Annotated in this window: 15 protein-coding genes, 2 tRNA genes and 2 pseudogenes; 9 read left to right on the top strand and 10 right to left on the bottom strand. The window is 71.5% G+C overall.

The genetic code is table 11. From position 1 onward, the window contains the following. Nucleotides 1–253: 253 nt before the first annotated feature. From AB0M30_RS20265 to AB0M30_RS20250, 4 genes are read right to left on the bottom strand one after another with little or no spacing between them, the layout of a single operon-like run. On the bottom strand, nt 254–1,231 hold the full coding sequence (locus tag AB0M30_RS20265) for a hypothetical protein (RefSeq protein ID WP_364585631.1): 978 nt from the start codon (nt 1,229–1,231) through the stop codon (nt 254–256). Further along, on the bottom strand, nt 1,228–4,629 hold the full coding sequence (locus AB0M30_RS20260) for an SMC family ATPase (RefSeq protein ID WP_364585629.1): 3,402 nt from the start codon (nt 4,627–4,629) through the stop codon (nt 1,228–1,230). The genes AB0M30_RS20265 and AB0M30_RS20260 overlap by 4 nt, the downstream gene beginning before the upstream one ends. Nucleotide 4,630: 1 nt before the next feature. After that, nucleotides 4,631–5,791 (bottom strand): exonuclease SbcCD subunit D, encoded by a 1,161-nt coding sequence (locus AB0M30_RS20255; RefSeq protein ID WP_364585627.1) that lies wholly within the window; start codon nt 5,789–5,791, stop codon nt 4,631–4,633. 35 nt (nt 5,792–5,826) lie between these two features. Further along, entirely contained in the window at nt 5,827–7,569 is a 1,743-nt protein-coding gene (locus tag AB0M30_RS20250) for an ATP-binding protein (protein WP_364585625.1), read from the bottom strand. 642 nt (nt 7,570–8,211) lie between these two features. Here AB0M30_RS20250 and AB0M30_RS20245 point away from each other — a divergent pair. The 3 genes from AB0M30_RS20245 to AB0M30_RS20235 all read left to right on the top strand — a co-directional run bounded on the left by AB0M30_RS20245 (nt 8,212) and on the right by AB0M30_RS20235 (nt 10,979). Beyond that, nucleotides 8,212–8,883: an HU family DNA-binding protein gene (locus tag AB0M30_RS20245; RefSeq protein ID WP_364585623.1), complete on the top strand. Its 672-nt coding sequence runs from the start codon at nt 8,212–8,214 to the stop codon at nt 8,881–8,883. A gap of 1,248 nt (nt 8,884–10,131) precedes the next feature. Next, complete coding sequence (locus tag AB0M30_RS20240; RefSeq protein WP_103335481.1) at nt 10,132–10,317, top strand: hypothetical protein; 186 nt, start codon at nt 10,132–10,134, stop codon at nt 10,315–10,317. A 248-nt stretch (nt 10,318–10,565) separates the two neighbouring features. After that, nucleotides 10,566–10,979 (top strand): Lsr2 family protein, encoded by a 414-nt coding sequence (locus AB0M30_RS20235; RefSeq protein ID WP_364585621.1) that lies wholly within the window; start codon nt 10,566–10,568, stop codon nt 10,977–10,979. Between the two features lie 172 nt (nt 10,980–11,151). Here AB0M30_RS20235 and AB0M30_RS20230 read toward each other — a convergent pair whose 3' ends face one another. The 3 genes from AB0M30_RS20230 to AB0M30_RS20220 are packed head-to-tail and all read right to left on the bottom strand — an operon-like array spanning nt 11,152 to nt 14,309. Beyond that, nucleotides 11,152–11,751: a TetR/AcrR family transcriptional regulator gene (locus tag AB0M30_RS20230; protein WP_364585619.1), complete on the bottom strand. Its 600-nt coding sequence runs from the start codon at nt 11,749–11,751 to the stop codon at nt 11,152–11,154. Between the two features lie 27 nt (nt 11,752–11,778). Further along, a complete protein-coding gene (locus AB0M30_RS20225) occupies nt 11,779–12,855 on the bottom strand; it encodes a hypothetical protein (RefSeq protein WP_364585617.1) in 1,077 nt (358 codons plus the stop codon). Beyond that, nucleotides 12,852–14,309, bottom strand: a complete 1,458-nt coding sequence (locus AB0M30_RS20220) for a hypothetical protein (RefSeq protein ID WP_364585675.1) — start codon at nt 14,307–14,309, stop codon at nt 12,852–12,854. Before AB0M30_RS20220 ends, AB0M30_RS20225 begins: the two co-directional genes overlap by 4 nt. Nucleotides 14,310–14,742: 433 nt before the next feature. On the opposite strand from AB0M30_RS20220, the gene AB0M30_RS20215 reads away from it, so the two are divergent. The 6 genes and pseudogenes from AB0M30_RS20215 to AB0M30_RS20190 all read left to right on the top strand — a co-directional run bounded on the left by AB0M30_RS20215 (nt 14,743) and on the right by AB0M30_RS20190 (nt 22,972). Further along, a complete protein-coding gene (locus AB0M30_RS20215) occupies nt 14,743–16,278 on the top strand; it encodes an alpha-L-arabinofuranosidase B (protein WP_364585615.1) in 1,536 nt (511 codons plus the stop codon). Between the two features lie 104 nt (nt 16,279–16,382). Then, the gene (locus tag AB0M30_RS20210; RefSeq protein WP_364585613.1) at nt 16,383–16,742 is read left to right on the top strand and encodes a DUF6292 family protein; all 360 of its coding nucleotides are present in this window, start codon (nt 16,383–16,385) and stop codon (nt 16,740–16,742) included. Nucleotides 16,743–16,878: 136 nt separating this feature from the next. Beyond that, the gene (locus AB0M30_RS20205) at nt 16,879–17,235 is read left to right on the top strand and encodes a hypothetical protein (protein WP_364585611.1); all 357 of its coding nucleotides are present in this window, start codon (nt 16,879–16,881) and stop codon (nt 17,233–17,235) included. A 3-nt stretch (nt 17,236–17,238) separates the two neighbouring features. Beyond that, a pseudogene (locus AB0M30_RS20200) lies at nt 17,239–17,871 on the top strand (caspase family protein); the annotation flags it as partial. Nucleotides 17,872–18,288: 417 nt separating this feature from the next. Then, nucleotides 18,289–20,016 (top strand): annotated as a pseudogene (gene dnaK / locus AB0M30_RS20195) (molecular chaperone DnaK); the annotation flags it as partial. A 112-nt stretch (nt 20,017–20,128) separates the two neighbouring features. Continuing rightward, nucleotides 20,129–22,972, top strand: coding sequence for a hypothetical protein (locus tag AB0M30_RS20190; protein ID WP_364585609.1), 2,844 nt, complete (start codon nt 20,129–20,131; stop codon nt 22,970–22,972). A gap of 261 nt (nt 22,973–23,233) precedes the next feature. Here AB0M30_RS20190 and AB0M30_RS20185 read toward each other — a convergent pair. The 3 genes from AB0M30_RS20185 to AB0M30_RS20175 form a co-directional block, all read right to left on the bottom strand. Further along, nucleotides 23,234–23,309 (bottom strand) — tRNA-Glu (locus tag AB0M30_RS20185). 100 nt (nt 23,310–23,409) lie between these two features. Beyond that, a tRNA-Gln gene (locus tag AB0M30_RS20180) sits at nt 23,410–23,481 on the bottom strand. Between the two features lie 51 nt (nt 23,482–23,532). Beyond that, entirely contained in the window at nt 23,533–24,360 is an 828-nt protein-coding gene (locus AB0M30_RS20175; protein ID WP_360168820.1) for an HAD family hydrolase, read from the bottom strand. Nucleotides 24,361–24,704: the final 344 nt, after the last annotated feature.

Below are 24,704 nucleotides of genomic sequence, written 5' to 3'. Positions count from 1 at the left end.
TGTGACTAGGAAACATAGACTCGATTCCTGTTCACATCCTTGAACCGACCCGGAACCCGGCTGTTTACCCGGCTCAAGCGCGGAAGGACCACCGGCGAGAGGAGGCTCGACCATGGTCAAGAGACCCTGATCGGCCTAATGGCCACGAGCATGACGACGGTCGCGCTGCCGACGACGGCGGAAGCGCAGACCAAGAGCCGGGTCGCCGCCCGACCCTCCACAGAGGACTCTCGAGGGCGGCCCGGGACCGGCGTCAGCGAACCGCGGCCAGGCGCAGCGCCCGGTACACGAACTGCTGGTCGCCGAGCCGGTGCCGCAGGTCGCGCTCCAGCCCGGCGATCGGGTAGAGGTTCTGCGGCGCCCGCGAGTCCTTGTAGGGCACCGACGCGAACCGCCCCAGCACCGACTGGGTGACGTTCGCCAGCTCGGCGACCTGCTCGCGCCCGAGGTGCGGCGCCGCCTCCACCCGCACGACCCCGGACCACGGCGGCCCGCCGGCCGAGGGCAGCCGCAGGTACCACGAGTGCCGGACCCACGTGGTACCCATCAGGAACACCGGCGTGCGCTGGTGCGGGCCGAGCCGGCCGACCATCGCGTTGAGCTCACCGGGCAGGTACGTCGTCTGGTGGCTCTTGATGAACCCGACGGCCCGGTCGAGGTGCGCCCGGCCGCGCAGCGGGCCGTCCACGACCAGCAGGTCGCCGCGCACGTGGCCGTCGATCGCCGTGCGCGCCCGGATCGCCGTCTCCAGCTCGGTTTCGGCCAGCTGCTCCTGCAACGCCGACGACAGCACCACCGGCAGCGGCTTGTCCTCCTTGGCCGCCGCGCGGTACGCCGTGTACGTCCCGGCCGGGGTGGCGATGTCGTCCGCCCGCGGGGCGACGGTGAACAGCCCCCGCCGGACGTCGGTGCCGACGACGTGCGCCTGGCCCTCGCAGCAGCACACGACCCCCGCCGCGTAGGACGCGCAGATCCCGATGGACGCCGAGTTCGTGCCGGCCGGGTCGTCGATCCAGACGCGCGCGTCGATCCGCCGGACGCCGTCGACGAACAGCACGGCCTCCGGCGGCGACACCGGCGACGGGTCGATCGGCGCCCACTCGGCCTCCGGGACCTCGACGTCGAGCTCGACCTCGGCCTGCGAGCGGCCGAGGTCCTCGGCCTCCATCGAGCTGCCGTAGCCCGGGTCCCAGGCGTCGATGCTGAAGTTCATCCCGGCCACCGCGGTCATGCGCCCTCCCTGGCGATGTGCGAGCCGGTGCCGTCCCGGGTGACCAGGAACCGCACCGGGACGCGCTCGGCGAGCGCCGGCACGTGCGTGATCACCCCGACCATCCGGGAGCCGGACGCGGCGAGGTTCTCCAAAGTGGACGCCACGACGTCGAGGGTGGCCTCGTCGAGCGTCCCGAAACCTTCGTCGAGGAAGATCGACTCCAGCTTGGTCGCGCCTTCGGCGGCCATGGCGCCCAGCTGCGAGGACAGCGCGAGAGCCAGGGCGAGCGACGCCTGGAACGTCTCGCCGCCCGACAGCGTCTTCACCGGGCGCCGGGCGTCGGCCTCGTTGTGGTCCACCACCAGGAAGTCGCCCTTGTCGTGGGTCAGCTCGAACTGGCCGCCGGACAGTTCCAGCAGCGACGCCGACGCCTCCGCGACCAGCGTGTCGAGTGCCCCGGCGATCAGCCAGCGCGGGAACTTGTCCGAGCGCAGCAGATCCGCGAGCAACCGGGCGACCTGGGCGTCGGACTCCGCCGCCGCGATGTCTTCGTGCAGCCCGGCCACCCGCGCCACGCGCCGTTTCATATCGGTGTGGTCGGCTTCGGCGCGCGCCCGCGCGGCCGCGACGGCGACCGGGACGCGGTCGCGCACCGGCCCCTCCGGCACGGCGACCCCGAGCGCGGTGACGTCGCCGGCGACCGCGCGTTCGGCCGCTTGCAACGCTTCGGCGGCTTCGCCTTCGGCGGTCTTCGCGACGGCCAGCAGCTCACGATGGGCTTTCGCCTGGCCGGCGGCCCAACCCGTGAGTGCGGTCCAGGCGTCGAGGAGGCTCTCGCCGTTGATCGGCGGAGCGCCGAGACCGACCAGCGGATCGCGCGCCCGGGACAGCCGCTGCCGCGCGGCGTCGACCTCGGCGCCGATGCCCGCCTGGGCTTCCGTGGCGCGCTTCGCGGCCACCCGGGCGGTGCGCAAAGCCTCGTCCGCGTGCTTCGCGGCTTCTTCCAGAGCAGCGACCTTCGCCAGCTCCTCGGCGACGACGGCGGCGGACGGCGCGCCGTCGAGCGCCGCGGCCAGTTCGCCGCGGCGACGCCGGGCGGTGGCGAATTCGGTGGCCGCCGCCTGTTCGGCCAGGCCCGCGTCGACGGCCCGCTTCCGCCGCTCCTCGGCGTTCCGCTCGGCGGCGGCGAGGTCGTCCGCCGCGACGACGGCTTCCTTGCCCCTGGCTTCGGCGGCCGCTTCGAGCGCGGCCAGTGCCGTCCGCCGGTCCGCCAGCGCGGAAGCCGCCCACGCGGTCAGCCGCTGCCAGCCCGCCGGGACGTCGTCGCCGTCGATGGCCGGCGCGCCCAGCTCCACCAAGGGGTCGCGCGCGGCCCGCAGCGCTTCCCTGGCCGCCGCGAAGGACTTCTCGACGGCGTCGGCCTCGTGTTGCGCCGCCGCGCGTTCGGCGCGAGCCGCGGCCAGTTCCTTGTCCGCGGCGTTCGCGGTCTCGGCGACGCGGGCGCGGCCGTCGATCGTCTTCGACAGCCACTCGCCCCGCTCGCGCACGGCGGCGACGAGGTCCGCGTAATCCCGCTCGGAGAAAACCGCCTCGACCGGCCGCAGCAGCACGGCCGACTCCGGCGGCCCGGCCACCTCGGCCAGCACCACGCGCAGTTCCTCCGCCTGGGCGGCCGCCGACGCGGCCGAGTCGGCGTCGCGGTCGACGGCCCGTTCCAGCTTGCGCACGGCCGCTTCGGCGGTGGCGCGCTCGCGCTCGGCGCGCTCGAGGCGGTCCCGGGCCTCGGCCAGGTGGGCGTGCCCGCCGGCGTCGGGCAGCGCCGTGACTTCCCGCTCGCACACCGGGCACGGGTGCCCGACGGCGAGGCCGGCCCGCAGGCTCAGCGCCTGCCCGGCCCGTTCCGCCTCCGTCACCGCGGTCTTCGCCGCCGTCACTTCGGCGTCCGTGCGGGCGAAGGTGCTTCGCGCGGCTTCGAGTTCCGTCCGGCGCGCGGCCTGTTCGGGGGCGGCTTTCCGTTGCGCCTCGCACACCGCATACAGCGTGCGGGCATCGGAGCGGGCCGAGGCGAGCGGTGCGACGTCCGGCTGGGCGGCCAACGCCGCCCGCGCTTCGGCGTCGGCGGCCTCGGCCGCGCTCAGGCGGGCGGCCGCGGCCTCCGTGCGCTTCGCCACGCGCGCCGAATCCGCCGACAGGTCCCCGAGATCCGCGGGCGGCCGCAGCCCGGCCAGCCGGTCGCGGTCCTGGCGGGCCCGCCCGGCTTCGGCGGCGGCGTCCTCCGCGGCACGGGCCGTCGAGTCCCGGTTCAGCCGGGCCGTCTCGACGACGGCGAGGGCTTCGGTGACCGCGACGGCGGCGGCGTCCTTGGTCCGCAACGCCGTTTTCGCCGCTTCTTCGAGCCGCGGGAGGGCCGCCTCGGTCGCCTCGAGCTCGGTGCGGTCGGCGCGGATCCGCTCCAGTTCACCGCGCGCGGGCGCCGCGGCGAGGGCGGCACGCGCGGCTTCGTCGGCCGTTTCCGCCGTCTCCAACGCGCCCCGGGCGGTCGTGACCGCGTCCGCCGCGTCGCGACGCCGGGTTTCGAGGTCTTCGACGCCGTCCGGGCGTTCCACGGCGTCGAGGACTTCCAGCTCCGCCGTGAGCGTGCCGACGCGTTGCCGGGCCTCGTCGTGCGCGCGGGTGGCGTCGTTCAACCCCGGCAGGGCCGCGGTCAGCCGCGCGTCCAGCTCCGCGAGCGCCGCCATTCGCGCCGCCAGCTCCGCGACGGCTTCTTCGGTGGCGTCGGCGTAGCTGCCGAGCTGTTCGGTGAGGACGGCGGCACGCTGCTTCTGCTGCTCCGCCGTCACGCCGGCTCGTCGGCCGATCCGCTCGTAGACCTCCAGGCCCAGCAGCTTGATGAGGATCTTCTGCCGGTCGGCGGCCTTCGCGTGCAGGAACTCGGCGAAGTCGCCCTGGGGCAGCGCCACGCAGGTGCAGAAGTGCTTGAACGTCAACCCGAGCAGGCGTTCGACCGCCGGGGTCACTTCGGAATCCGCGGCCACGGCGTCGGCGTCGTCCTCCGGCCCGCCGAGCGCGGCCGGGTCGATCAGCCGTTCCAGGCGGACGTTCTTGACGCTGACCGTGGGTTTCTTGCCGCCGCTGCGCCGGACTTCGCGCACGACGTGGTAGCGCGCGCCGCCCGCGTCGAAGACCAGCCGCACGGTGGCGCGGTTCACCGTCGGGGCGAGCGCGGGCGCGACGAGGCCTTCGTGGTCCCACCGGGCGACCGAGCCGTACAACGCGAAGGTGAGCGCATCGATGACCGTGCTCTTGCCCGCGCCGGTCGGCCCGACGAGCGCGAAGTAATCGGTGTCTTCGAAGCTGACTTCGGTCTTCTCGCGGAAGGACGCGAAGCCGGTCATCTCCAGCAGCACTGGCCGCATGTCACACCCCGCTCGTCTCTTCGTCGTGCAGCCGCGCGAAGAGCGCCTGCACACGCTTGTCCTCGACGGTTCGCTCCGCGCAGTAGCTCGCGAACAGCTCGCCGGGCGAACGGTCCGCGATCGCGCGGTCGCCGCCCGAGGTCGTCACCGGCGCGGCGAACTCCGGGTCGATGCGGATTTCCAGGGCGTTCGGCAGGGCTTCCTGGATCTCCTCGCGCAGCCCGGCCCTGGTCGCTTCGCGGAGGTAGACGCGGAGGTAGTCCTCGCCGAACTCCCCCGCGCGGGCGATCAGTTCCGCCACCGTGCCGTGGACGGTCCGCAGCTTCCGCCCGGCCGTCAACGGGATGTCGGTGATCTTCGCCGGCGTGGCCGGACTCACCTCCACCGACAGCACGACGCTGGTGTTGTCCTGCTCGCCGAAGTCGACCGCGAACGGCGAACCGCTGTAGTGCACCGGGCACGCGGCGGGCAGCGACTGGCGCCGGTGCAGGTGGCCCAGCGCCACGTAGTGCGGATCGGCGCCGAACGCCGTGGCGGGCACGTGGTACTCGAAGATGGACTGCGCCGCGCGTTCCCCGCCGCCCATCGCCCCGCCGGTCACCGTCAGGTGCGCCATGACGAGGTTCACCGCGCCGGGGGTGAACCCGGACTTGAGGTGCTCCAGGATGTCGCGCACGCGCTGGTCGTACTCGCCGACGTTGTCCGCCGGGGTCCCCGCGAGCAGCTCGGCGGCGCGCACCGCGTAGCGCTGGGAAAGGAAGGGCAGCACGGCGACGTTGACGCGCTCGCCCGTCGAACGCGCGTCGAACGAGACGACGCCGCCGTCGTGGACCGGGCGGGGATCGCCGGTGAGCTGGATGCCCGCGGCCTTGAGCAACGGGCGGTACGCCTCGAACGTCGCGGCGTGGTCGTGGTTCCCGGCGATGGCCAGCACCTCGGCACCGGTTTCGCGCAGCGCCATCAGCGCCCGCACCACGAGTTCCTGCGCGGCCGCCGACGGCGCCGACGTCTCGTAGAGGTCACCCGCGACGAGGATCGCGTCGAACTGCCCGTCCCGCGCGATCCGAACGATCTCGCCGAGCACGGCCCGCTGCTCGTCGAGGCGGTTGCGCCCCTTGAGCGTCTTGCCGATGTGCCAGTCGGAGGTGTGCAGGAACTTCACCCTTCATCCTTCCGTTCGGGTGGTGGGCAGCCGGCTCAGAACGGCGGCGGGTCGTCGCCGAAGGGGTCGCTGCCGCGCGTGGGCAGCCCGGCGAAGGGATCGCTCTTCTTCGAGGCGGCCGTGGTCGTGGGGATCGTCCCGGCCTCGGAAAGCCGCGTGGCCCAGGCGGGGAACGGGAAGCCGACGGCGATCGGCACCGGGATCTCCGGCTGGCTCACGAACATCGTGCCCGGCGTGGCGAGCGTCGCCCGGACCCGCTGGCTGGCCGGGAGAAAGCCGTACTCGGGCCGCGAAGCCTCGGCGGCGTCGAGGCGGCCGACGATGCGGACCGAGCTGTTGCTGACGATCCGGCGCTCGACCTCGCTGGCGGTCTGCTGCGCGCCGATCAGGATGACGCCGAGGGAGCGGCCGCGCTCGGCGATGTCCAGCAGCACCTCCTTGATCGGGCTGCTGCCTTCCCGCGGCGCGTACTTGTTCAGCTCGTCCAGCATCGTGAACAACAGCCCGCCCGGGCCGGCCGCCTCCTTGCGCGCGGTCTCCGCGGCGAGCGTCACGCCGACGACGAACCGCTGCGCGCGCTCGACGAGGTTGTGGATGTCCACCACGGTCACCTGCTGGTTCTCCGTGGACAACTGGCGCGCCGGGTGGTCGGCGAGGTCGCCGCGGATGAGGCCGGACAGCGCGCGCTGGCTCGAGCGCAGGCGGCGGATGAAGGCGTTGACCGTGCCCGCGCCGGTGACCGCACCCGCCCAGCTCGCGCGGGTTTCCTCGTCGGTGACGCGGTCGCAGACGACGTCGACGAGCTCGGCGTAGGTGCGGCACAGGACGCCGTCGACGTTCGCGGCGCCGTCCTTGCCCGCCGGGGTGCTGTCCAGCCGCAGGCGGTTCGCGACCTGGTGGATGACCATCGTGTACTGGTTGCGTTCGTCCTCGGCGTCGGCGAAGACGTAGGGCAGCAGGTCCTTGGCGCAGAACTCCGCGATGGTCCACCAGAACGCGCCGACGCCCGAGGTCCGCCCGGTCACGTGCGGCTTGCCCGTGGTGTCCGACGGCGTCGGCGGTGCGAAGAACCCGGTCGACGCGAAGGGCTCGGCGGGCAGGCCGAGCTTGGCGTACTCGGCCTTGAGCTTCTCGTCGAGGTGGACGTTCGGGGTGTCGAGGAACAGCAGGTCCTCGCCCTTGACGGAGAAGACGAGGGCCTTGGCGTTGTGGGCGTTGGGCAGGGCGCCGCCGCGGAAGATCGAGTGCAGCAGGAACAACGCGAACGACGTCTTGGTGGCCACGCCGGAGACGCCGCTGATGCTGACGTGCGCGCCGCGGGTGCCGTCGAGGAAGTCCATGTTGAGGTAGACGGGTTCGCCGTCCCGGCCCAGGCCGACCGCCACCTGGCGGGTCATGTTGTCGAAGTACAGCGCCTGTGCGCGATCCTCTCCCACGGCACGGGACACGACCGCCCCCGGCCGCGGCGGCACGTAGCATTCGGGCTCGACGCGGGTGGTGGCGATCTCGGCGATCTCCTGCACCTGGGCGGGCAGGACCCCGTCGGAGATCAGGAAGACGTCGCTGCCGAAGCTGGCGCCCTCGTGCCGCGCGCTCACCTGCGTCACGACGCCGTACGAGGTGACTTCGCCGAGCCCCGGGAGATCCCGCCGGGTGACGACGACGTCGTCGAGCTGCAGATAGGCGTCCGGATCGATGGCCACGCAGAACTGCAGCGGCGTCGAGTCCTCGGTGCCTGCCACCCGGCCGACCACGGTGGTGAGCGTCTCCTGGTCCACGGTTCTCCCTGTCTCACCCGGCGCTTCCTCCCGCGGCAGACTAGCCCGCCGGACCGACAGTCCCACGGCCAACACGGCGTTGCCGCCACGGCGTCGCCGCAGGCCAAGACTGCGCCGAACGAGTGAGCTCACCCTTCGGGGAGTGCCTTTCGTCCCCGCCACAGGCATTCCCGGGGGCGTACCCGGTTGCGGCGCAACGCCGTGCCCGGGGGTCGCGCCGGACGGCGGCGGCGTTACGGGCGCCGCTTCCGCCTGGCTCCACGGCGAAGCGGCGCCGGAGGGCCCCGCGGGAGGCCCGCGATCCCCCGCCGTTGCGCGGGATCGGGCCCGGGTGGGCTCGGACACACGCCGCGACACCCCGGACCGGCGTGTCGCGGGAAAAGTTCTCCGGAAGGGCCTCGAGTCCTATATGGACGACCACTGTGGACGGCTCCCCCACCGGGTTTTGCCTGTTCAGGGGCATGGCGGGAGTCCGGGTCGCGCACCGCGCGGCCTCCGGACCGGGGCTCTCCGGAGGCGGAACCCGCCCCCGTACAAGGAAATATTTCGACCCCCGGTTGGATTTTGTGCGGTATTGGTAATACCGTGTGCAGTGTCGGCCGAGATGGGCCGTGACTAGTAGTTCCACTATGGAGGACTGGAATGACGAACAAGGCCCAGCTGATCGAGGCGCTGTCGGAGCGTCTGGGCGACAAGAAGGTGGCTTCGCAGGCCGTTGACGGTCTGGTGGACATCATCATCCGGACGGTCAACAAGGGCGAAAAGGTCAACATCACCGGCTTCGGGGTGTTCGAGAAGCGCGCCCGCGCCGCTCGCACCGCCCGCAACCCGCGCACCGGTGAGGCCGTCCGCGTCAAGAAGACCAACGTGCCCGCCTTCCGCGCCGGCACGACCTTCAAGGACGTCATCTCCGGCACCAAGAAGCTGCCCAAGGCGACCCCGGTCAAGCGCGCCACCGCCGCCACCAGCACGCGGGCGACCGCCACCAAGACCGCCGCGGCCGCCGCGCCGGCCAAGGCGACGACGACCCGCACCACCCGCGCAGCGGCGGCCAAGCCGGCCACCACGCGCCCGACCACCACGCGGACCCGCGCCACCGCGGCGAAGCCGGCCGCCAAGGCCACCACCGCCACCAAGGCGGCCCCGAAGACCGCCGCCAAGACCACGGCGGCCAAGGCCACCACGGCGAAGGCGACCACCACGCGGGCCAAGACCGCCGCCGCCAAGCCGGCCGCGACCAAGACCGCCGCGGCCAAGAAGCCGGCCGCTGCCAAGGCCCCGGCCAAGCGCACCTCCGCCGCCAAGAAGAAGTAACACCCCTGGCGACGATCGGAAGGGCCCCGCACCTGCCTGGTGCGGGGCCCTTCCGGCGTTCCGGGAGCGGGTGAAGGGCCCACCGGGCGGTGCCAGGGTGGGCCTCTCCTGTTCCGGAACCGGCCCCGCGAATCGCCCGGCGGTCCCGCGAAGACCCTCGCGGGCCGAGGGTGCGGCCGGCCCACCCGTGTTCCGGCGCCGGTTCAACCCACCAGGCCCCGGCGATTCCGCATGGCCGATGCCCGCGTACTGCCCACGCCATCGGCGCTCCGACGCCGGCCCAACCGACCGGGCGGCCCGGCGATTCCAAACGGGGCCGTGCCCGCGTACCGCCCACGCCATCGGCGCTCCGACGCCGGCCCAATCCACCAGGCGCCCCGGCGATTCCAAACGGGGCCATGCCCACGTACCGCCCAAGCCTTCGGCGCTCCGGTGCCGGTTCAATCCACCAGGCCCCCGGCGATTCCGCATGGCCGATGCCCGCGTACCGCCCACGCCATCGGCGCTCCGCCACCAGCCCAACCCACCGGCGGCCCGGCGATTCCAAACGGGGCCATGCCCACGTACCGCCCAAGCCTTCGGCGCTCCGCCACCAGCCCAACCGACCGGGCGCCCCGGCGATTCCGAACGGGCCCGTGCCCACGTACCGCCCACGCCATCGGCGCTCCGCCACCAGCCCAATCCACCGGGCGCCCCGGCGATTCCGAACAGGGCCGTGCCCACGCACCACCCAAGCCATCGGCGCTCCGCCACCAGCCCAATCCACCGGGCGCCCCGGTGATTCCGGCGGGCCCGTGCCCGCGTACCACCCACGTTCCGGCACCAGCCCAGCGAATCCCCACCCGCCGGACCGCCCCCGGCCACCGCGGGCCGTTCGCGCGCAAACCAGGCTGAGATCGCCGCTCACAGCTTGCCGCGCGAACTTGGTCTTGCCGGACCACCGATCCACTCCGGTCCACTCTCCGGCGGCTTGAACGCCGCCCATCACCCGCGTCCCGAACCCGGCGGCCACCACACAGGACATCGGCCACCTAACCGCCGCCGCAATTCCCGACCCCTCCCGCACCACGGAACCGGTCCCGGTCACGGCTCACCCGATCCCCCGCCGGCCGCCGAACAATTCACCGCGGCCACTCGTTGGGGTGAACGCCCCGCGGCCCTTTCCACCCCCCGGTCCCCGACGGTTGCGTTCGGGCCTTCGCGGGTAGCCGTCCGGCAGAGAACGCAATCCGACGGCAAGGAGCCGCGATGACGGAGAACGAAAACCGGCCCGAAGCGGACCTCGCCCACAGCCGGGAGCTCATCAAAGAGGCGAAAGAAGCCGCCGCGGAGGCGCATCTGGCCGATCCCGCCGAAGGAGCCGCCGACGAGGCGCTCGAGACGGATCCGCCCTACCACCACGGCGAGCAGGGCTCCACGCCGTCCGGAACGTAGATTCCCGGCGGCATTTTCCGCCGGTATTGCGGCCGCGCCGCCGTCGCCGGGCGAAAGCCGCGACCCGTCCGGAACGGCGGTGGCGGGTCCTTTCAGGACCACCCCGGGCCGCCGCCGTTCCGCGTTACCGGTAGGAAATTGCCGTACCTCTCCTCGGGTGGATACACTCGACCGAAGAACGCCGACCATTGTGCAACTTGTCACACGTCGCGTTCCCCCGGACGCACATCCAGCTGAGGAGCATTCCCGTGGCCCAGAAAGTCCTCGTCGAGATCCTGGACGACATCGACGGCAGCACCGCTGCCCAGACCGTTCAGTTCGGCCTCGACGGCGTCACCTACGAAATCGACCTTTCGGACGAGAACGCCGGCGCCCTGCGCGACGAACTGGCCCGCTACATCGCGGCCGGCCGGCGCATCGGCGGCCGCAAGGTCCGCGTCGCCACCGGGCAGTCGACCACGACCAGCACCACCGACCGCGAGCGCAACCAGCAGATCCGCGCCTGGGCCAACGCGAACGGCTACGAGGTCTCCGAGCGGGGCCGGCTGTCCTCCGAGGTGATCGCCGCCTACGAGCAGGCCCAGGTCGAAGAGGCCGAGGCGCCCGTCGCAGCGCCGCGCAAGCGGGCGCCGCGCAAGAAGGTCGCCGCCGCCAAGAAGTAAACGAGGTGGCCGGGAGATCACTGGGGAGAGATCACCGCAACGGCGGTGGCGAGGGCTGAACACCCTGGCCACCGCCGTCGGCATTCCCGGCGGCGTGGGAGGCATCACACTGTCGGCGTTGTCATGAATTGTCAGCGCATTCAGCGCACGGTTTCCGGAAACCCGCGGCCCCTCACCCGCGCAGCCCCGGTCCGATCCAGCGGCGGACCAGGGCACGCAGCTCGTCGTCGGTGAGCGGCGGTGTCGAGGGGTACTGCAGGAACGACAGGAACAGCCGCATCAGGACTTCGGCGAGACCCCGGAGGTCCTCGTCGGTCGCGATACCGGCGGCCGCCCAGTCGACCGGCAGGTTGCGGAGGATCCGCGCGCCGTACGAAAACGCCAGCGGCGAAACGACGCCGTCGGTGAAGAAGTCCGCTTCGCCCGCCTGCAGGAGCAGGCCCATGTGCGGCTCCCCGGGGAGCGTCCGGACGGCGAACACCACGGACTCCACCGCGGCTTCGGCGGCCGTGCCGAACGTGGCCAGGTGCCGCTCCATCCGCCCGGCGAACTCCTCGACCCCGGCCAGCGCGACGGCCCGCAGGATGTCCTTGAGGCCCGGGAAGTAGCGGTACACGGTCTGCCGGGTGACGCCCGCCTCGGCGGCGACGTCGGAGAGGCTCGTCTTGGCCAGCCCGGCCCGGTCGAGGCACGCCGTCGCCGCTTCGACGATCCGGCGGCGTGCCTCGTCTTCGGTGCCGGGCGGGTTGCCCTGCCATCCGTGGTGCCCCATGCCGCCATCTTCCCCGAGAACGGTCGCTCAGGCGGGGGCAGGGGCGCGGTCCCGCGACCGGTACAGCGCGAGCAGCAGCAGCCCGGCTCCGGCGAAGCACGCGAGCGCGTACCACCCGCTGCCGATCGGGGTGCCGTCCGCGGTGACGCCGTCCTTCGCGGACAGGTGAGCCGGCAGGGTCCCCAGCCAGAACACCGCCATGCCGCCCAGGTAAAGCGCCGGATAGCACCGCGTGAAGGCCGAGAGGGGCTCGCGCGGTTCCCCGGAACGCAGGTGCGCCACGATGATCCACCCGCCGGCCACCCACAGCAGGCCCAGCTCGACGCCGAGGATCCACGCCCGCGCTCCCGCGTTCTCGCCGGCGAAGCTCGACGGGATCCCGGCGATCGCCATGGCCGGCGGGGTCAGGACGCCGGCCAGCAGCGTCCGCCACACCAGCCGGCGCCGCGGCGGACCGCCGGTCAGGCGCACGACGAGGTAGGTCATGGCGGCCATCGAAACGGAAGCGAACAGCAGCATGCTGTTCAACGGCACCGATGCCAGCGCCGGCCGGTTGACGATCGCGTTGGCCGGGTTCCAGGCCCACCACTTCAGCTGCGGGCCGAGGTGGTCGAAGACTTCGTAGAACACCTGGCAGACGAAGGCCACGGCCACCGAACCCCGCAGCGCACCGCGCCGGAAGAGCCCCAGCGAGCGCACGACCTCGTAGGCGAGCTGGCTGAACGCCGGGTAGAACGCCACGATGTAGAGCGGCAACCGGTCCGCCATGAACTGCACGGTGAACCGGTTGTGGGCGAAGATGAAGCCGTACAGCCGGTCGAGCCCGAACCACTCCGGGAAGTACAGCGGCGGCTCGGTGACGAAGAGGTAGACCAGCGAAGCCCACCACAGCGCCAGGTTCACCGGGTCACCCTCGCGGCGCCGGCGCAGGGCGTGCACCAGGGCGAACACCGCGCCGCCGACGATCAGCAGTTCCAGCAGCGGCATCGTCCAGTGGGCGAGCGCCCACGGCGGCCGGACCGAAACCACCGGCGAGACGTCGTGGCAGTCGAAGCCGAGACCGCGGGTGACGGCTTCGGCGTCCGGTCCGCACGCGGTGCTCATCGCGCGGTCGCCGTCGCCGTCGAGTAGTCCGTGGCCGGCGGCTCGGTCTGGGGGTCGAACCCGAACGGGACGCGGTGCCGGCCCAGCGCCGCGCGGACGCGGTAGCGCACCAGGCCCGCGAGCACCCGCGGGTTGCGCAGCATCTGCCCCAGCGACTCGTCCAGGTTGAACACCTTGGCGAAGTGCTCGTCGACCACTTCGTCCTCGCGGGCCGCTCCGACGACGAGGCTGAACGCCGGCGCCGACATGGCCGCGACGATGCGCCGCCGCCACTCCGGCAGCTGTTCGGTGCCCACCGCGCACGCGTAACCCTGGTCCCGGGCCATCGCCAGGCGCCACGGCACGCGCAGCAATCCGCGTTGCGCGGCGAAGAAGCGGGCGGTGAACCTCGCGTCGAGCCGTTCGGCGCGGGACAGGTGCTCGCGCAGCAGCAGGGCTGAAGCCGACGCGGAACTGATGCCCTGGGCGTAGAAGGGGTTGAACGCGCAGATCGAGTCGCCGACGAAGGCCAGCCGCCGAGGCGGGGTGCGCAGGCGGTCGTAGCGCCGCCACTTGTTGCCGGTCGAGCGGGTGAGGTGGACCGGCGAGGCGGGGGCGCACCGGTCCATGGCGTCGGCGAACAACGGCGTCCGCACCCGGCGCGCGGTCTCGACGAACGCGTCGGTGGTGCTGGGCATCTCCAGTCCCCACGAACCCATGCAGGCGATGACGCGGTTGCCCTCGATCGGGAAGAAGTTGACCAGGAACTCGTGCTCGGCGGGGTGCTCGCCCTTGTCCGGCGTCGGCATGATCACCAGGTGGCGCCACCACCAGGACGCGGGGCGTTCGGCGGGCAGGTCGTACCAGCGCGAGGTGTAGGTGACCTTGGCGTCCAGTGTCTGCACGTCCGGCTCGGGCCAGCCGGCCGCGGCCAGCCAGCCGGCGACCGGGGACCCGCGGCCCATGGCGTCCACGACGAAGTCGGCGTCGACGTGCTCGTCGCCATCGGCCGCGGTGAAGCCGACGCCGGTGATCTCCCCGTCCGCGGTCGTCAGGCCGCGCACCGCGACCCCTTCGCGGACGACGACGCCGGCCAGTTCCCGCACCTTGTCCCGCAGCACGCGCTCGATGAGGATCCGCGAGCCGTAGACCATCGTCATGGCGCTGCGCTTGCGGGCCGACCAGCCCGGCCCGTCGAGGTAGGCGGCGTCCATGGACGGCATCAGCAGCAGCCCGCCCGCCGCGATGAGGTCGTCCTCGAAGCCGGGGAACAGCGCGCCGATCGCGCGCCGGCCCGAGTTGAGCAGGAAGTGCGGGTGCTTGCTCTGCGGTACGCCGCGGCGGTGCTCGGCCCCGTCGGGCAGTTCGTCGCGTTCCAGCACCAGCACGCGGTCGAAGTGCGGGGCGAGCGCGCCGGCCGCGCAGAGACCGGCGGCACTGCCTCCGAGGACGACGGCGGTCTTGCCGAGCCGCATGCGGATCAACTCCCGTCATTCATACAAAGAGACACCGAATGTATGAATGACCACCGGCGGGTGTCAAGCCCCACTCGACGTCCACTGTGGACACAGTTGCCCGATTCGCCGCGGATTTCCGAATGACCTCGACTTCGCCCGATCGGCGATTCGACGACGTCGGTTGCCAAACGCGGAACTCACCGTCTAAGCTCTCTCCAGCACAAATGTTAGCGCTAACACCTTGCAGTGCCGCAGGGAGGTTTTCATGCTGCTCATCGTCGCCGGTTCGCCCTGAGCCTCGCTCCGCTCCTGATCACAGGCCCGGCCGACCGATCCCCCCACCGTCTTTCCCCCGCATTCCGCACGCCCGGACGATTTCGCACGCCGGCGTCGCGGAATCGTTTCGCCCTGCGTTTTTCCCGGTCCCCACCCTCGAAACGGAGAGCTCTTCATGTTCGCTCGGAGAACCGCTTCCCTCCTGGCCGGCGGGGCACTGGCGCTCGCCGCCACCGTCCTGAACGCCGGTCAAGCCGCCGAGGCGGCCACGTCCCTGCCGTGCGACATCTACGGCGCCGCGGGCACCGCCTGCGTCGCCGCGCACAGCACGACCCGCGCGCTGTACTCGTCCTACAACGGTCCGCTCTACCAGCTGAAGCGGGCGTCCGACGGCGCCGTCGCCAACGTCGGGCTGCTGGCCGCCGGCGGGTACGCCAACGCGGCCACGCAGGACTCCTTCTGCACCGGCACGACGTGCGTCATCACCGTCATCTACGACCAGTCGCCCCGGCACAACGACCTGTTCGTCGAACCCGCCGGGGCCGCCGGGCCCGCGAACTCCGGCGTGCCCGCGGACGCGCTGCCCGTGACCGCGGGCGGCCACGCGGTGTACGGCGCGTCGTTCTCCGGCCGCATGGGCTACCGGCACACCTCGGCTTCGGGCGTCGCCGTGAACGGCCAGGCCGAAGGCATGTACATGGTGACGTCCGGAACCCACGTCAACAATCGGTGCTGCTTCGACTACGGCAACGCCGAGGTGTCCATCGCCGACACCGGCAACGGCCACATGGACGCGATCAACTTCGGCACCGAGTGCTGGTTCTCCCCCTGCGTCGGCCAGGGACCGTGGGTGCAGGCCGACCTGGAGAACGGCCTGTTCCAGTCCGACGCCGGGCCGAGCAAGAACAGCTCCTACACCGGCAACGCCGCGCCGTTCGTCACCGCGCTGCTGAAGAACAACGGGCAGAACTTCTTCGCCACGAAGGACGGCAACGCCCAGTCCGGCAGCCTCGCCACCCGCTACGCCGGACCGGAACCGGCCCAGCCCGGGTATTCGCCGATGCAGCAGGAGGGATCGATCGTCCTCGGCACCGGCGGCGACAACAGCAACGGCTCGATCGGCTCGTTCTTCGAGGGCGTGATGACCAGCGGGCTGCCGACCGACGCGGCCGACAACGCCGTGCAGGCCAACGTCGTCTCGGTCGGGTACGGCGGCCCGAGCCCGGTGGCCGGCGGCACGCTGAACCCCGGCTCGACGATCTCGCTGCGCGCCACGACGGCGTGCTGCACCACGCGGTACGTCCGGCACCAGTTCGACGACGCCGTCACGTCGGTGGTGAGCTCGGGCAGCTCGGCCCTGGACAAGAACGACGCGTCCTGGATCGTGCGCCGCGGCCTGGCGAACCCGTCGTGCGTGTCGTTCGAGTCGCGCAACTACCCGGGTGACTTCCTGCGCCACTACAACTATCAGCTGCTGCGCCAGCCCATGGACGGCAGCGCGGCCTTCCGCGCGGACGCGACCTTCTGCCCGCAGGCCGGGAAGAACGGCCAGGGCACGTCCTTCGCCTCGTTCAACTACCCCGACCGCTTCCTCCGCCACTACGACAACACGGTGTACATCGCGAGCAACGGCGGCCCCGACACCTTCGACGCGACGGCCTCCTGGGCCGACGACGTCAGCTGGGCCGTCAACGCTCCCTGGGCGCCGTAGCCGGCGGCCGGACCCGCGGAACCGTCCTCCGTGCGGTTCCGCGGGTCCGGCGTTTCCCACCCCGCCCCCACGGGTAGTCCCCGCCTGCGACAGGAGGGCGGCCCATGACCGACGACGAACCGTCCACGGCCGCGCTCATGCGGGCGGTGGCCGCGGAGCTGGGCTTGCAGCCGGAAGACACGCGCTCGCACACCGGCGACTTCGCGGGCGGGCAGATCCGCTTCGCGGGCCAGGCGGCTGAACGCGAACCGAGCGACTACCTGCTGCGCTGGACGCCCGGGCAGGGCTGGGAACTGGCCGCGGAGGCCGGCGAATCGGCCCTGCGGATCGTCGCCGGACTGCCCGGAACCCAGGCACCCGAGGCGGTGGCCGACTTCGTCCTCACCGCGTTGTCCGAGCACGGGGAACGCCCGGTGCGCCGGTCGGACGAGGACGTTCCCGAACCGGCTCAGCGGCCCTGGTAGCCGCGAGGCCGGGCGCTGATCCACCGTGGACGGTGTCCTGAGCGAGGCGTCCAACCTCCCGCCGGCAACTCCCGTGTAGCGAAGCCACCACGTCCTACGATTGACTGGATGGGCGGGGTCGGGCGGAGGAGCGCGGATGCAGGCACGGATTCGGGTGACCGCGGGGGATTCCCGCGACAGGCTCCGGCCGCTCATGTCCTGGCTGAGAGCCGAGAGCGAACTGCGGGGGCAGCTCGAACTGACCAGCGCCGCCCCCGCGCCGGACGAGATGGGCGCGGTGGCGGACGTGCTCACCGTGGCCCTCGGCAGCGGGGGCGCGGCGGCGGTGCTCGCCCGGTCGCTGTCGGTCTGGCTCCGGCAGCAACGCTCGGACACCACGATCGAAATCACCACGGCCGGGGACGGCGCCCGCTCGGTGAAGGTCACCGCTCAGCGCGTCGAGGACGCCGAAGCCGTGATCAAGAGCGTCCTCGACGCCGAGCGGGAGAGGTAGCCGGTGCGCCTGCCCGATCCGGGGCGGTCTCGCGTCGTCCTCGTCGGCACCGCTCGCTACCCCGACGACGAGACCCTGCCGGACCTGCCCGGGGTGCTGGGCAACGTGAACGGGCTCGCCGACCACCTGACCCGCGAGGACCTCGGCGGGTTCTCGTCGCGGCACTGCACGGTGATCACCGATCCGGCCAACAGCAACCAGCTCGGCTCCCGGATGGCCGAGATCGCCGAGCAGGCCGAAGACACCCTCCTCGTCTACTACGCGGGGCACGGCTTGGTCGACGCCGACGGCGCGCTCTACCTCGGCCTGTCCTCCACCCGCGCCCAGCGCGTCGCCTACACGGCGATGCCGCTCACCACGATCGACCGGATCTTCCGCGACAGCCCCGCGATCCACAACATCCTGATCCTCGACTGCTGCTTCTCGGGCCGGGCCATCGAGGCGATGGCCGATCCCGGCTCCGTGGTGTCCGGGCAGATCGACATCCCCGGCCGCTACACCCTCACCTCCTCCGCGGCCAACGAAACCGCCAACGCCCCGGCGGGTGCGCCCCACACCGCGTTCACCGGCGAACTCCTCCGGCTCCTCGGCGACGGCCTGACCGACGGCCCCGAACTGCTCACGCTCGCGCAGATCTACCGCCACCTGCTTCGCGCCCTGCACGCCCGCGGACTGCCCAAGCCGCAACGCCGTGGCGGCGGCACCGTCGACGACCTGGCGATCGCCCGCAACGCCGCCTGGACGGCGGGCCCGCACACCGTTCTCCCGTCCGCGGTCGCCCGCGCCCTGCGGGAACCCGTGCCGCAGGACCGGGCGGAAGCGATCGGCATGCTCGTCACGCTGATCAAGGGCGACGAGCCGCGGCTGGCCCGGGCGGCGCTCGAGACGCTGACCGAGCTCACCGACGACGACAGCCGGTCCCTGGCGAGCAAGGCGGCCGAAGCCCTCCGGGAACTCCGGGAGGAACCGGCCGCCCCGCCCGTCCCCGAGACACCGCCGGCGGAGCCTCGCGAACCGGAGCGTCCGCAGGCCGACGAGCCGCCGCGGCGGCAGCTGACGGCGGTCGGCATCGACTTCGGCACCACCAACTCCGCCCTCGCCACGCTCGAAAACCGCAGCCCGTTCCTGGTCCCCAACGCCGAGGGAACGCTGACGACGCCGTCCGTCGTCGCGTTCGCGAAGTCCGGCGACGTCTTCGTCGGGCAGTCCGCGAAGAACCAGGCGGTGACGAACGCGGACCGGACGTTCCGCTCGGTCAAGCGGCGCATCGGGACCGACTGGAAAACGCCGCCGATCGACGGGCAGCGCTACACGGCGCAGGAGATCGCCGCCCGGATCCTGGCGAAGCTCAAGCACGACGCCGAGGACGGGCTGAGCGCCCGGATCACCGACGTCGTGCTCACCGTGCCGGCCTACTTCACCGACCACCAGCGGCAAGCCACCAAGGAGGCCGCCGAGATCGCCGGGCTGAACGTCCTGCGGCTGCTCAGCGAACCGACCGCCGCGGCGCTGGCCTCCGGGCTGGGCGCCCCCGACGAGGCCACGGTGCTCGTCTGCGACCTGGGCGGCGGCACCTTCGACGTCTCCCTGCTCGAATGCGGCATGGGCATCTTCGAGGTCAAGGCGACCAGCGGGGACAACCGGCTCGGCGGGGACGACTGGGACCAGCGGATCGTCGACCACGTCGTCGACCGGTTCCGGCGCGCGCGGGGCATCGACCTCCAGGCCGACCGGATGGCGCTGCAGCGGCTCCGGGAAGCCGCGGAGCAGGCCAAGATCGCCTTGTCCAGCGTGCAGCGCACGACGATCACCCTGCCCTACATCACGGTCAGCGCCGAGAAAGAGCCGTTGCACCTCGACGAAGCCCTCACCCGGGCGGAGTTCGAGAGCATCACGGCGGACCTGCTGGACCGCGTCCGCGGCCCGGTCACCGACGTCCTCCGCGAAGCCGGCATCACCGCGGCGCAGATCGACCACGTCCTGTTCGCCGGCGGCGCCGCGCGGATGCCGGCGTTCCTCGGGCTCGTTCGCGAGCTGCTGCACGGAGCGTCGCCGAAGCAGCGGTTCAGTTCCAACGAGATCGTCGCCGCCGGCGCCGCCCTGCAGGCCGGCGTGCTGGTGGGCGAGGTGAAGGACACGCTCCTGCTCGACGTGAACCCCGTTTCGCTCGGCATCGAAACCCAGGGCGGGGTGTTCACCAGGGTCATCCCCCGCAACATCGGCATACCGGCGAAGCGTTCGGAGATCTTCACCACCGCGGAGGACAACCAGCCGTCCATCCAGGTCAGCGTGTACCAGGGCGAGCGGGAGATCGCGAAGGAGAACCGGCACCTGGGCACGTTCGAGCTGACGGGCCTGCCACCGGCCCCGCGCGGCGTGCCCCAGTTCGAGGTGACGTTCGACCTCGACCCCAACGGCGTGATGCACGTATCGGCCCGCGACCTCGGCACCGGCCGCGAGCAATCACTCGAGATCTCCGGCGGAGTAGGCCTGTCCCGCGACGAGATCGGCCGCATGGTCCGCGACGCGGAACGCTGGACCGAGGAGGACCAGCGCCGCCGCGCGGAAGCGGAGCTGCGCAACCGCGCCGAGACGTCCATTTACCAGCTCGAGGCATTCATCCGCGAGCACGGCGGCAAGTTCCCGTTCGAGATGCAGGGCCAGGCCCGCCAGGCGATCGACGTCCTGCGCACGACCCTCACCGGCACCGACACAACCGAGATCAAAACGGCGGCCGACAAACTCGACGAGGTCAGCAGGCAGATCGGCGTGGCGATTTACCAGCAGCGGCCGAGCCTGTAGAACGCGCTCCCATCGTGCCCTCGAATTGCCCGATCGCTGCCGGAGGAAAGGCAGCACTTGTTACATCGAGGCGGGTACGAGCGACTACTCGTTGATCGCCGACGATTTCGGCTACGGCAGGGAGGGCCGGATGTCCATTGCCGACACCTTCGCTCGCGCGAAAGCTCATGCCGCGTGGCAGCGGTCGATCCGGTTGGTGTCGGCGACGGTGCTCCTGGTGTTGCTCGGCGGTGCGGCGGTCGTCGCGGTCGATTTCCTGCAAGCCGCCGCCCCTCGAATCCAGTCCTGCCGCATCGGTGCGGATTCCGTCGAAGATTCGGCCTGGCTGGCGCCGGGGAAGTTCCCCGGCGATCCTTGCCCGTGGCTTTCGAGCGAGTACCCACGGCCCGGTTCGGTGGCTTTTCACATCGACGAGGCCGACAACACCATCTCGGTGCGCGCCGAGCTCACGCTGCCGGTCACGACGTACGGGCTCATCGACCGAATCCGCCGAGGCGAGGCGGTAACCGATCCGAATGCTTTCTCGAACGCCGAGATCGGCAACATCAGGATCAGCGAATACAGCGTCATGGACTGGTCGACGCCGACCATCACCAGCACGCCTGGCCAGTCGACCGTGGTGGTGGCGACGACAGCTGTCGAGCACCGTGTGCCCAGCGCATCGCCCCGGCCACCGGCCGAGAGCATCGTCGTCCGCGGTTCGTTCCAGCGACCGTCGACAACGGTCACCCTGACCACCCATCAGCGAACCGTGGCCGGGATATCGGGACCGCTCACGGTCAAAGAACAGAGCGCGAATCGGCTGGTCGGCGAGGGTACGGAGCCCGACGGCCGCGAGTTCACCATCACTCTCGCCTCGGAGCCGCCCGACAGGACCACGTTCGCGGCGCCACAGCCCCGGCTCTCCCTCCCGGTTTCGGTGCCGTGGTCGGATATCTTCACGATCCTGGGTGGTCTCGGCACCGCCGTGGTCGCGTCCGCCGGCTGGCTCGTCCTGGTGGTCGGTGGCCGCGCCGGGTGGTTCGGGCCGGTCGCGGCCAAGCCGAGCTGGCGCCGGTTCGAACGGCTCGCCGGTCTGGTGGTCGCCCTGCACTTCGTGATCACGGCTGCCGGGCAATTGGCCACGGTGTCCGAGCGGATCTCGACCTTTCTCTCCGCAGCGCCGCAGCGGCGGCTGATCGCCGATGGTGTCCTGCCGTGGATGACACGCGTCTACCCGTCGACGACCGGCGTGGTCGTTCTGCTGGCCGGCTTGTCCCTTTGCGTTGTGCCCGGCGGTGTCCGCCGGTGGGCTACCCGTGGTGGTGACACGCCTCGTCATCCGGTCGCGCGGGCCGCCGGGGCGCTCGTGGTCATCATCGGAGCACTCGTGCTGTCTGTCGTGATCTTGCGTCTCATGGCGAGCCAGAGCTACCTCCCTGTTGTTCGGCCGACCGAGCGCACCGGTATGGCCGATCCTGCCGAAGCCGCCGTCGTGGTGACCCTGTCGGGGTTCGGCGTTCTGGCGGTTCTCGCCGTTGCCGCGGAGATCGTCTTGGTCACCACGGCGGGGTGTCGCTCGGCCGGCCCTGTTCGCGGACGCTACGTTCCCTGCGCCGCGGTCCTGGTTCCCGCTGCGCTTGGCGCGACCACCGTCCGCGACGCGGGAGTACTTCCCTTCCTCGCGCAATGGGGGTTGCTCGTCGTCGGCGGTGCACTGCTCGTCCTGGGCACCTTTCAGCTCGTCTCCATCGCTTCCCTGGAACGTCCGTTGCCCAGGGTGTGGCTCGCGGCAGCCGTTCTGGCGGCCCTGGCGCTGGCCATTCCTTGGCGCGAGCTGACCGAACCCGGTGCTTTCCGGGGAAACTTGCTGGCGCTCGGGATCCGTATCGACGGCGTCCTCGGCCTCCTGCTCGCCTTGGGCCTGACGATCACGTTGTGGCGGATCGGGCGCAGTCCCGTCGTGGCCGAGTCCAGCCTGCGCGGGCACCGCACGATCGGTGCGGTCGCAGTACTCACCGCGTTGCTCGGGTACTCGCTGGTCCCCACCTTCTCAGCTCCCACGGTGGCGGTCGCGCTGGCTGTTTCCTGGGCGTTGTTCCCTCGGACGCAGCTTCCGCACGCGCACGCCGTCCTGACGGCGACTTCCGCGCAGCGAGCCGGAATGCTGGCCGGCGTCACAGCCGCGGGATCCGCCCGGCGATCACTGCCGGGTGCCCGGAAACAGGTTCGCGACAAGGTCGCCGAAGGCACGATCCCCTTCGATGAAGGGCTTCGTCGCGTTGTAGACCTGGAGAAGCGTGCCTCGGCCGCCGCACGTAAAAGATCCGGGCAGACCGCGGCGCAACTCGCCTTCGGCTCGTCTTTCAGCAGGCGGCCGTGGAAGCGCGCCGTCTGGTGCGCGACGCTTGCCGCGGCCCTCGGCGCACCGTGGAGTTTGCTCGCACTCGTCGGCGCGGAGCTGGAAACCAGCTTCCACGATGACTACCCGGTGCTGGCCGTCCTCACCGCCATCGGCCCTCCCACGCTGAAGTGGGCCGCCTACGGCTTCACGTTCGGCTACTTCTTCCCTCTCCTCCGAGGGGGAACCGGTCTGTCCAAGGCTCTCTGGCTGTTCGTCGCCGTCGCGCTGACCCAAACCGCGGACGCCGCCTTCGCCGGCAGCTCCGCGGACTGGAAACAGGTGGCGCTCTCGGCCGTCCAGACGTTCGCGGTGCTGATGACGCTCGGCCTTCTCGCCGATCGCAAAGTCCTCGCCGAGCGGCGCTACGGCTCGGCACGCCTCCTGGAGGTCCACAACCTCTGGTCGATGAGCGCATGGGGTTCTTCCGTGGCGGTCGCGCTCGCGGCCGGCGTCGCGACGATCGTCATCGCCGGGCTGCAGCCCTTCGTCATCGGCCTGATCCAGCCTCCGCCCCCACCGGTGGCGACGGCTCCTGCCACAGTCGGCCGATGAGCAGAGGCACCGGCCTCATCCCCCGCGAAGTCGCGCGAGGGTCCAGGTACAGGAACTGGGCGAAGTGGATGACAGCACCGGCCGAGCGGTCACGTGAGCCGAAGCTTCCGGCCGCCGGGCCGGGAGGAAGGCGATCCCCTGCCTCGCGGGGCACCTGGCAGAGGCGCGGCAGCTGATGCGCGGTGCAGGGAAGGCTTCGAAGCCACGTCTCCCGGCACACCAAAAAACCGCCCGACGTGAGTCAGGCGGTTTGGTTACTGCTGGTACCCCCGATGGGATTCGAACCCACGCTACCGGCGTGAGAGGCCGGCGTCCTAGGCCGCTAGACGACGGGGGCTTAGGATCTTCCCTGGTCTCCCAGGGGCTTTTCTGTTTTTCTTGCTGGAGAGAACCTACCAGAAGCGATTTCCCGCCTCGCAGGGGGTCACTCTCCGCAGCTGGGGTACCAGGACTCGAACCTAGACTAACTGGACCAGAACCAGTCGTGCTGCCAATTACACCATACCCCAGTGAGGTACTGCTCCGGCCTGGGCCGGATCAGCACCGCACTATTAGAAATACTAGAGCACGCCGTTCCGGACCGTGAACGCGGGGGTGCCACTGCCCCGCTGGGCCGGGACCCCGATCGTGGCGTACTCCGAAACCAGCAGCTCAGGCAGCTCGGCGAGGCCGGCCACCGTGTGGACGCCCTCCGGGGCCCGCTCGCCGATGCGGTCGCGGTCCAGCCAGACCGCGCCCAGGCCCGCGTCGCGGGCGCCGATCGCGTCGGTGTCCAGTTTGTCGCCGACGTGGACCGCCTGCGCCGGGGCGCAGCCCAGGCCCAGGCACACCGTGTGGAACATCACCGGGTCGGGCTTGGCCACGCCGAGCTCGCCGGCGATGGCGACGTGGTCGAAAAACGGCGCCAGGCCCAGGTCGGCGATCTTCTTCCGCTGGTGGACACCCGAGGCGTTCGTCACCGCGGCCAGCATCAGACCGGCCGCGCGCAGCCACTCCAGGCAGTCGAGGACGTCGTCGAACAGCTGCCACGAGTGGTCGAGCAACTCCCGGCGACGGCGTTCGAAGGAGCTCACCTGCTCGGCGTCGGCGAGGATGCCGATTTCGGCGAGGAAGCAGTCGGTGCGGCGCTGGTGCATCGTCCGGTAGTCGAGTTCGCCCGCGACGACGAGCGCGACGTGCTCTTCGGTGATGAGGTCCCACAGCGGCCACAGGTCGCCCCGGCCGGTGAGGATGTGGAGGCTCCGGCGGATCGCGGCGGTGCAGTCGATGAGCGTGTCGTCGATGTCCAGGCACACCAGCCGGAGCTCGGGCGGCGCCCAGGGCTCGGACGCCGCCGCGGCGGGCGAGGCGGTTCGCGACGGGGTCCGGGGTGCCAGGGCGAAATCCACCCAGTGAGGCTAGGGCAACCGCCGCGTTCGCGACGCTGCCAAAGAGGTGATTGCCGCTCGCCTGTTCCGGCGCACTTTCTCTACTCCCAGTTGGCGGACCGTCCCCGTTCGGTTATCCGGCCGCACGCACCCCCGGCACCGGCGCGCCCGGGAAAGCAATCGATTCCTCCGTGAAACCCCTTGCGCCGCTTGGGAATCCGCTCCGTCCACAAGGGCGCCTCCGCATCCCGCCGCCGGAGCCGGGCACAGCCGGAACACCTTCGACCAACTGTCGCGTTTGGACGGTTTTCGGCCACCGGACAGGGACGCGGAGGCCGTCGCCCGATCAGCGTATCTCCGGTCAC

It is taken from the genome of Amycolatopsis sp. NPDC051716 (genome assembly GCF_040681595.1).
GTDB lineage: Bacteria > Actinomycetota > Actinomycetes > Mycobacteriales > Pseudonocardiaceae > Amycolatopsis.
Note: the sequence above shows the minus strand (reverse complement) of the source record. Positions and strands in the feature narration are given on the sequence as shown.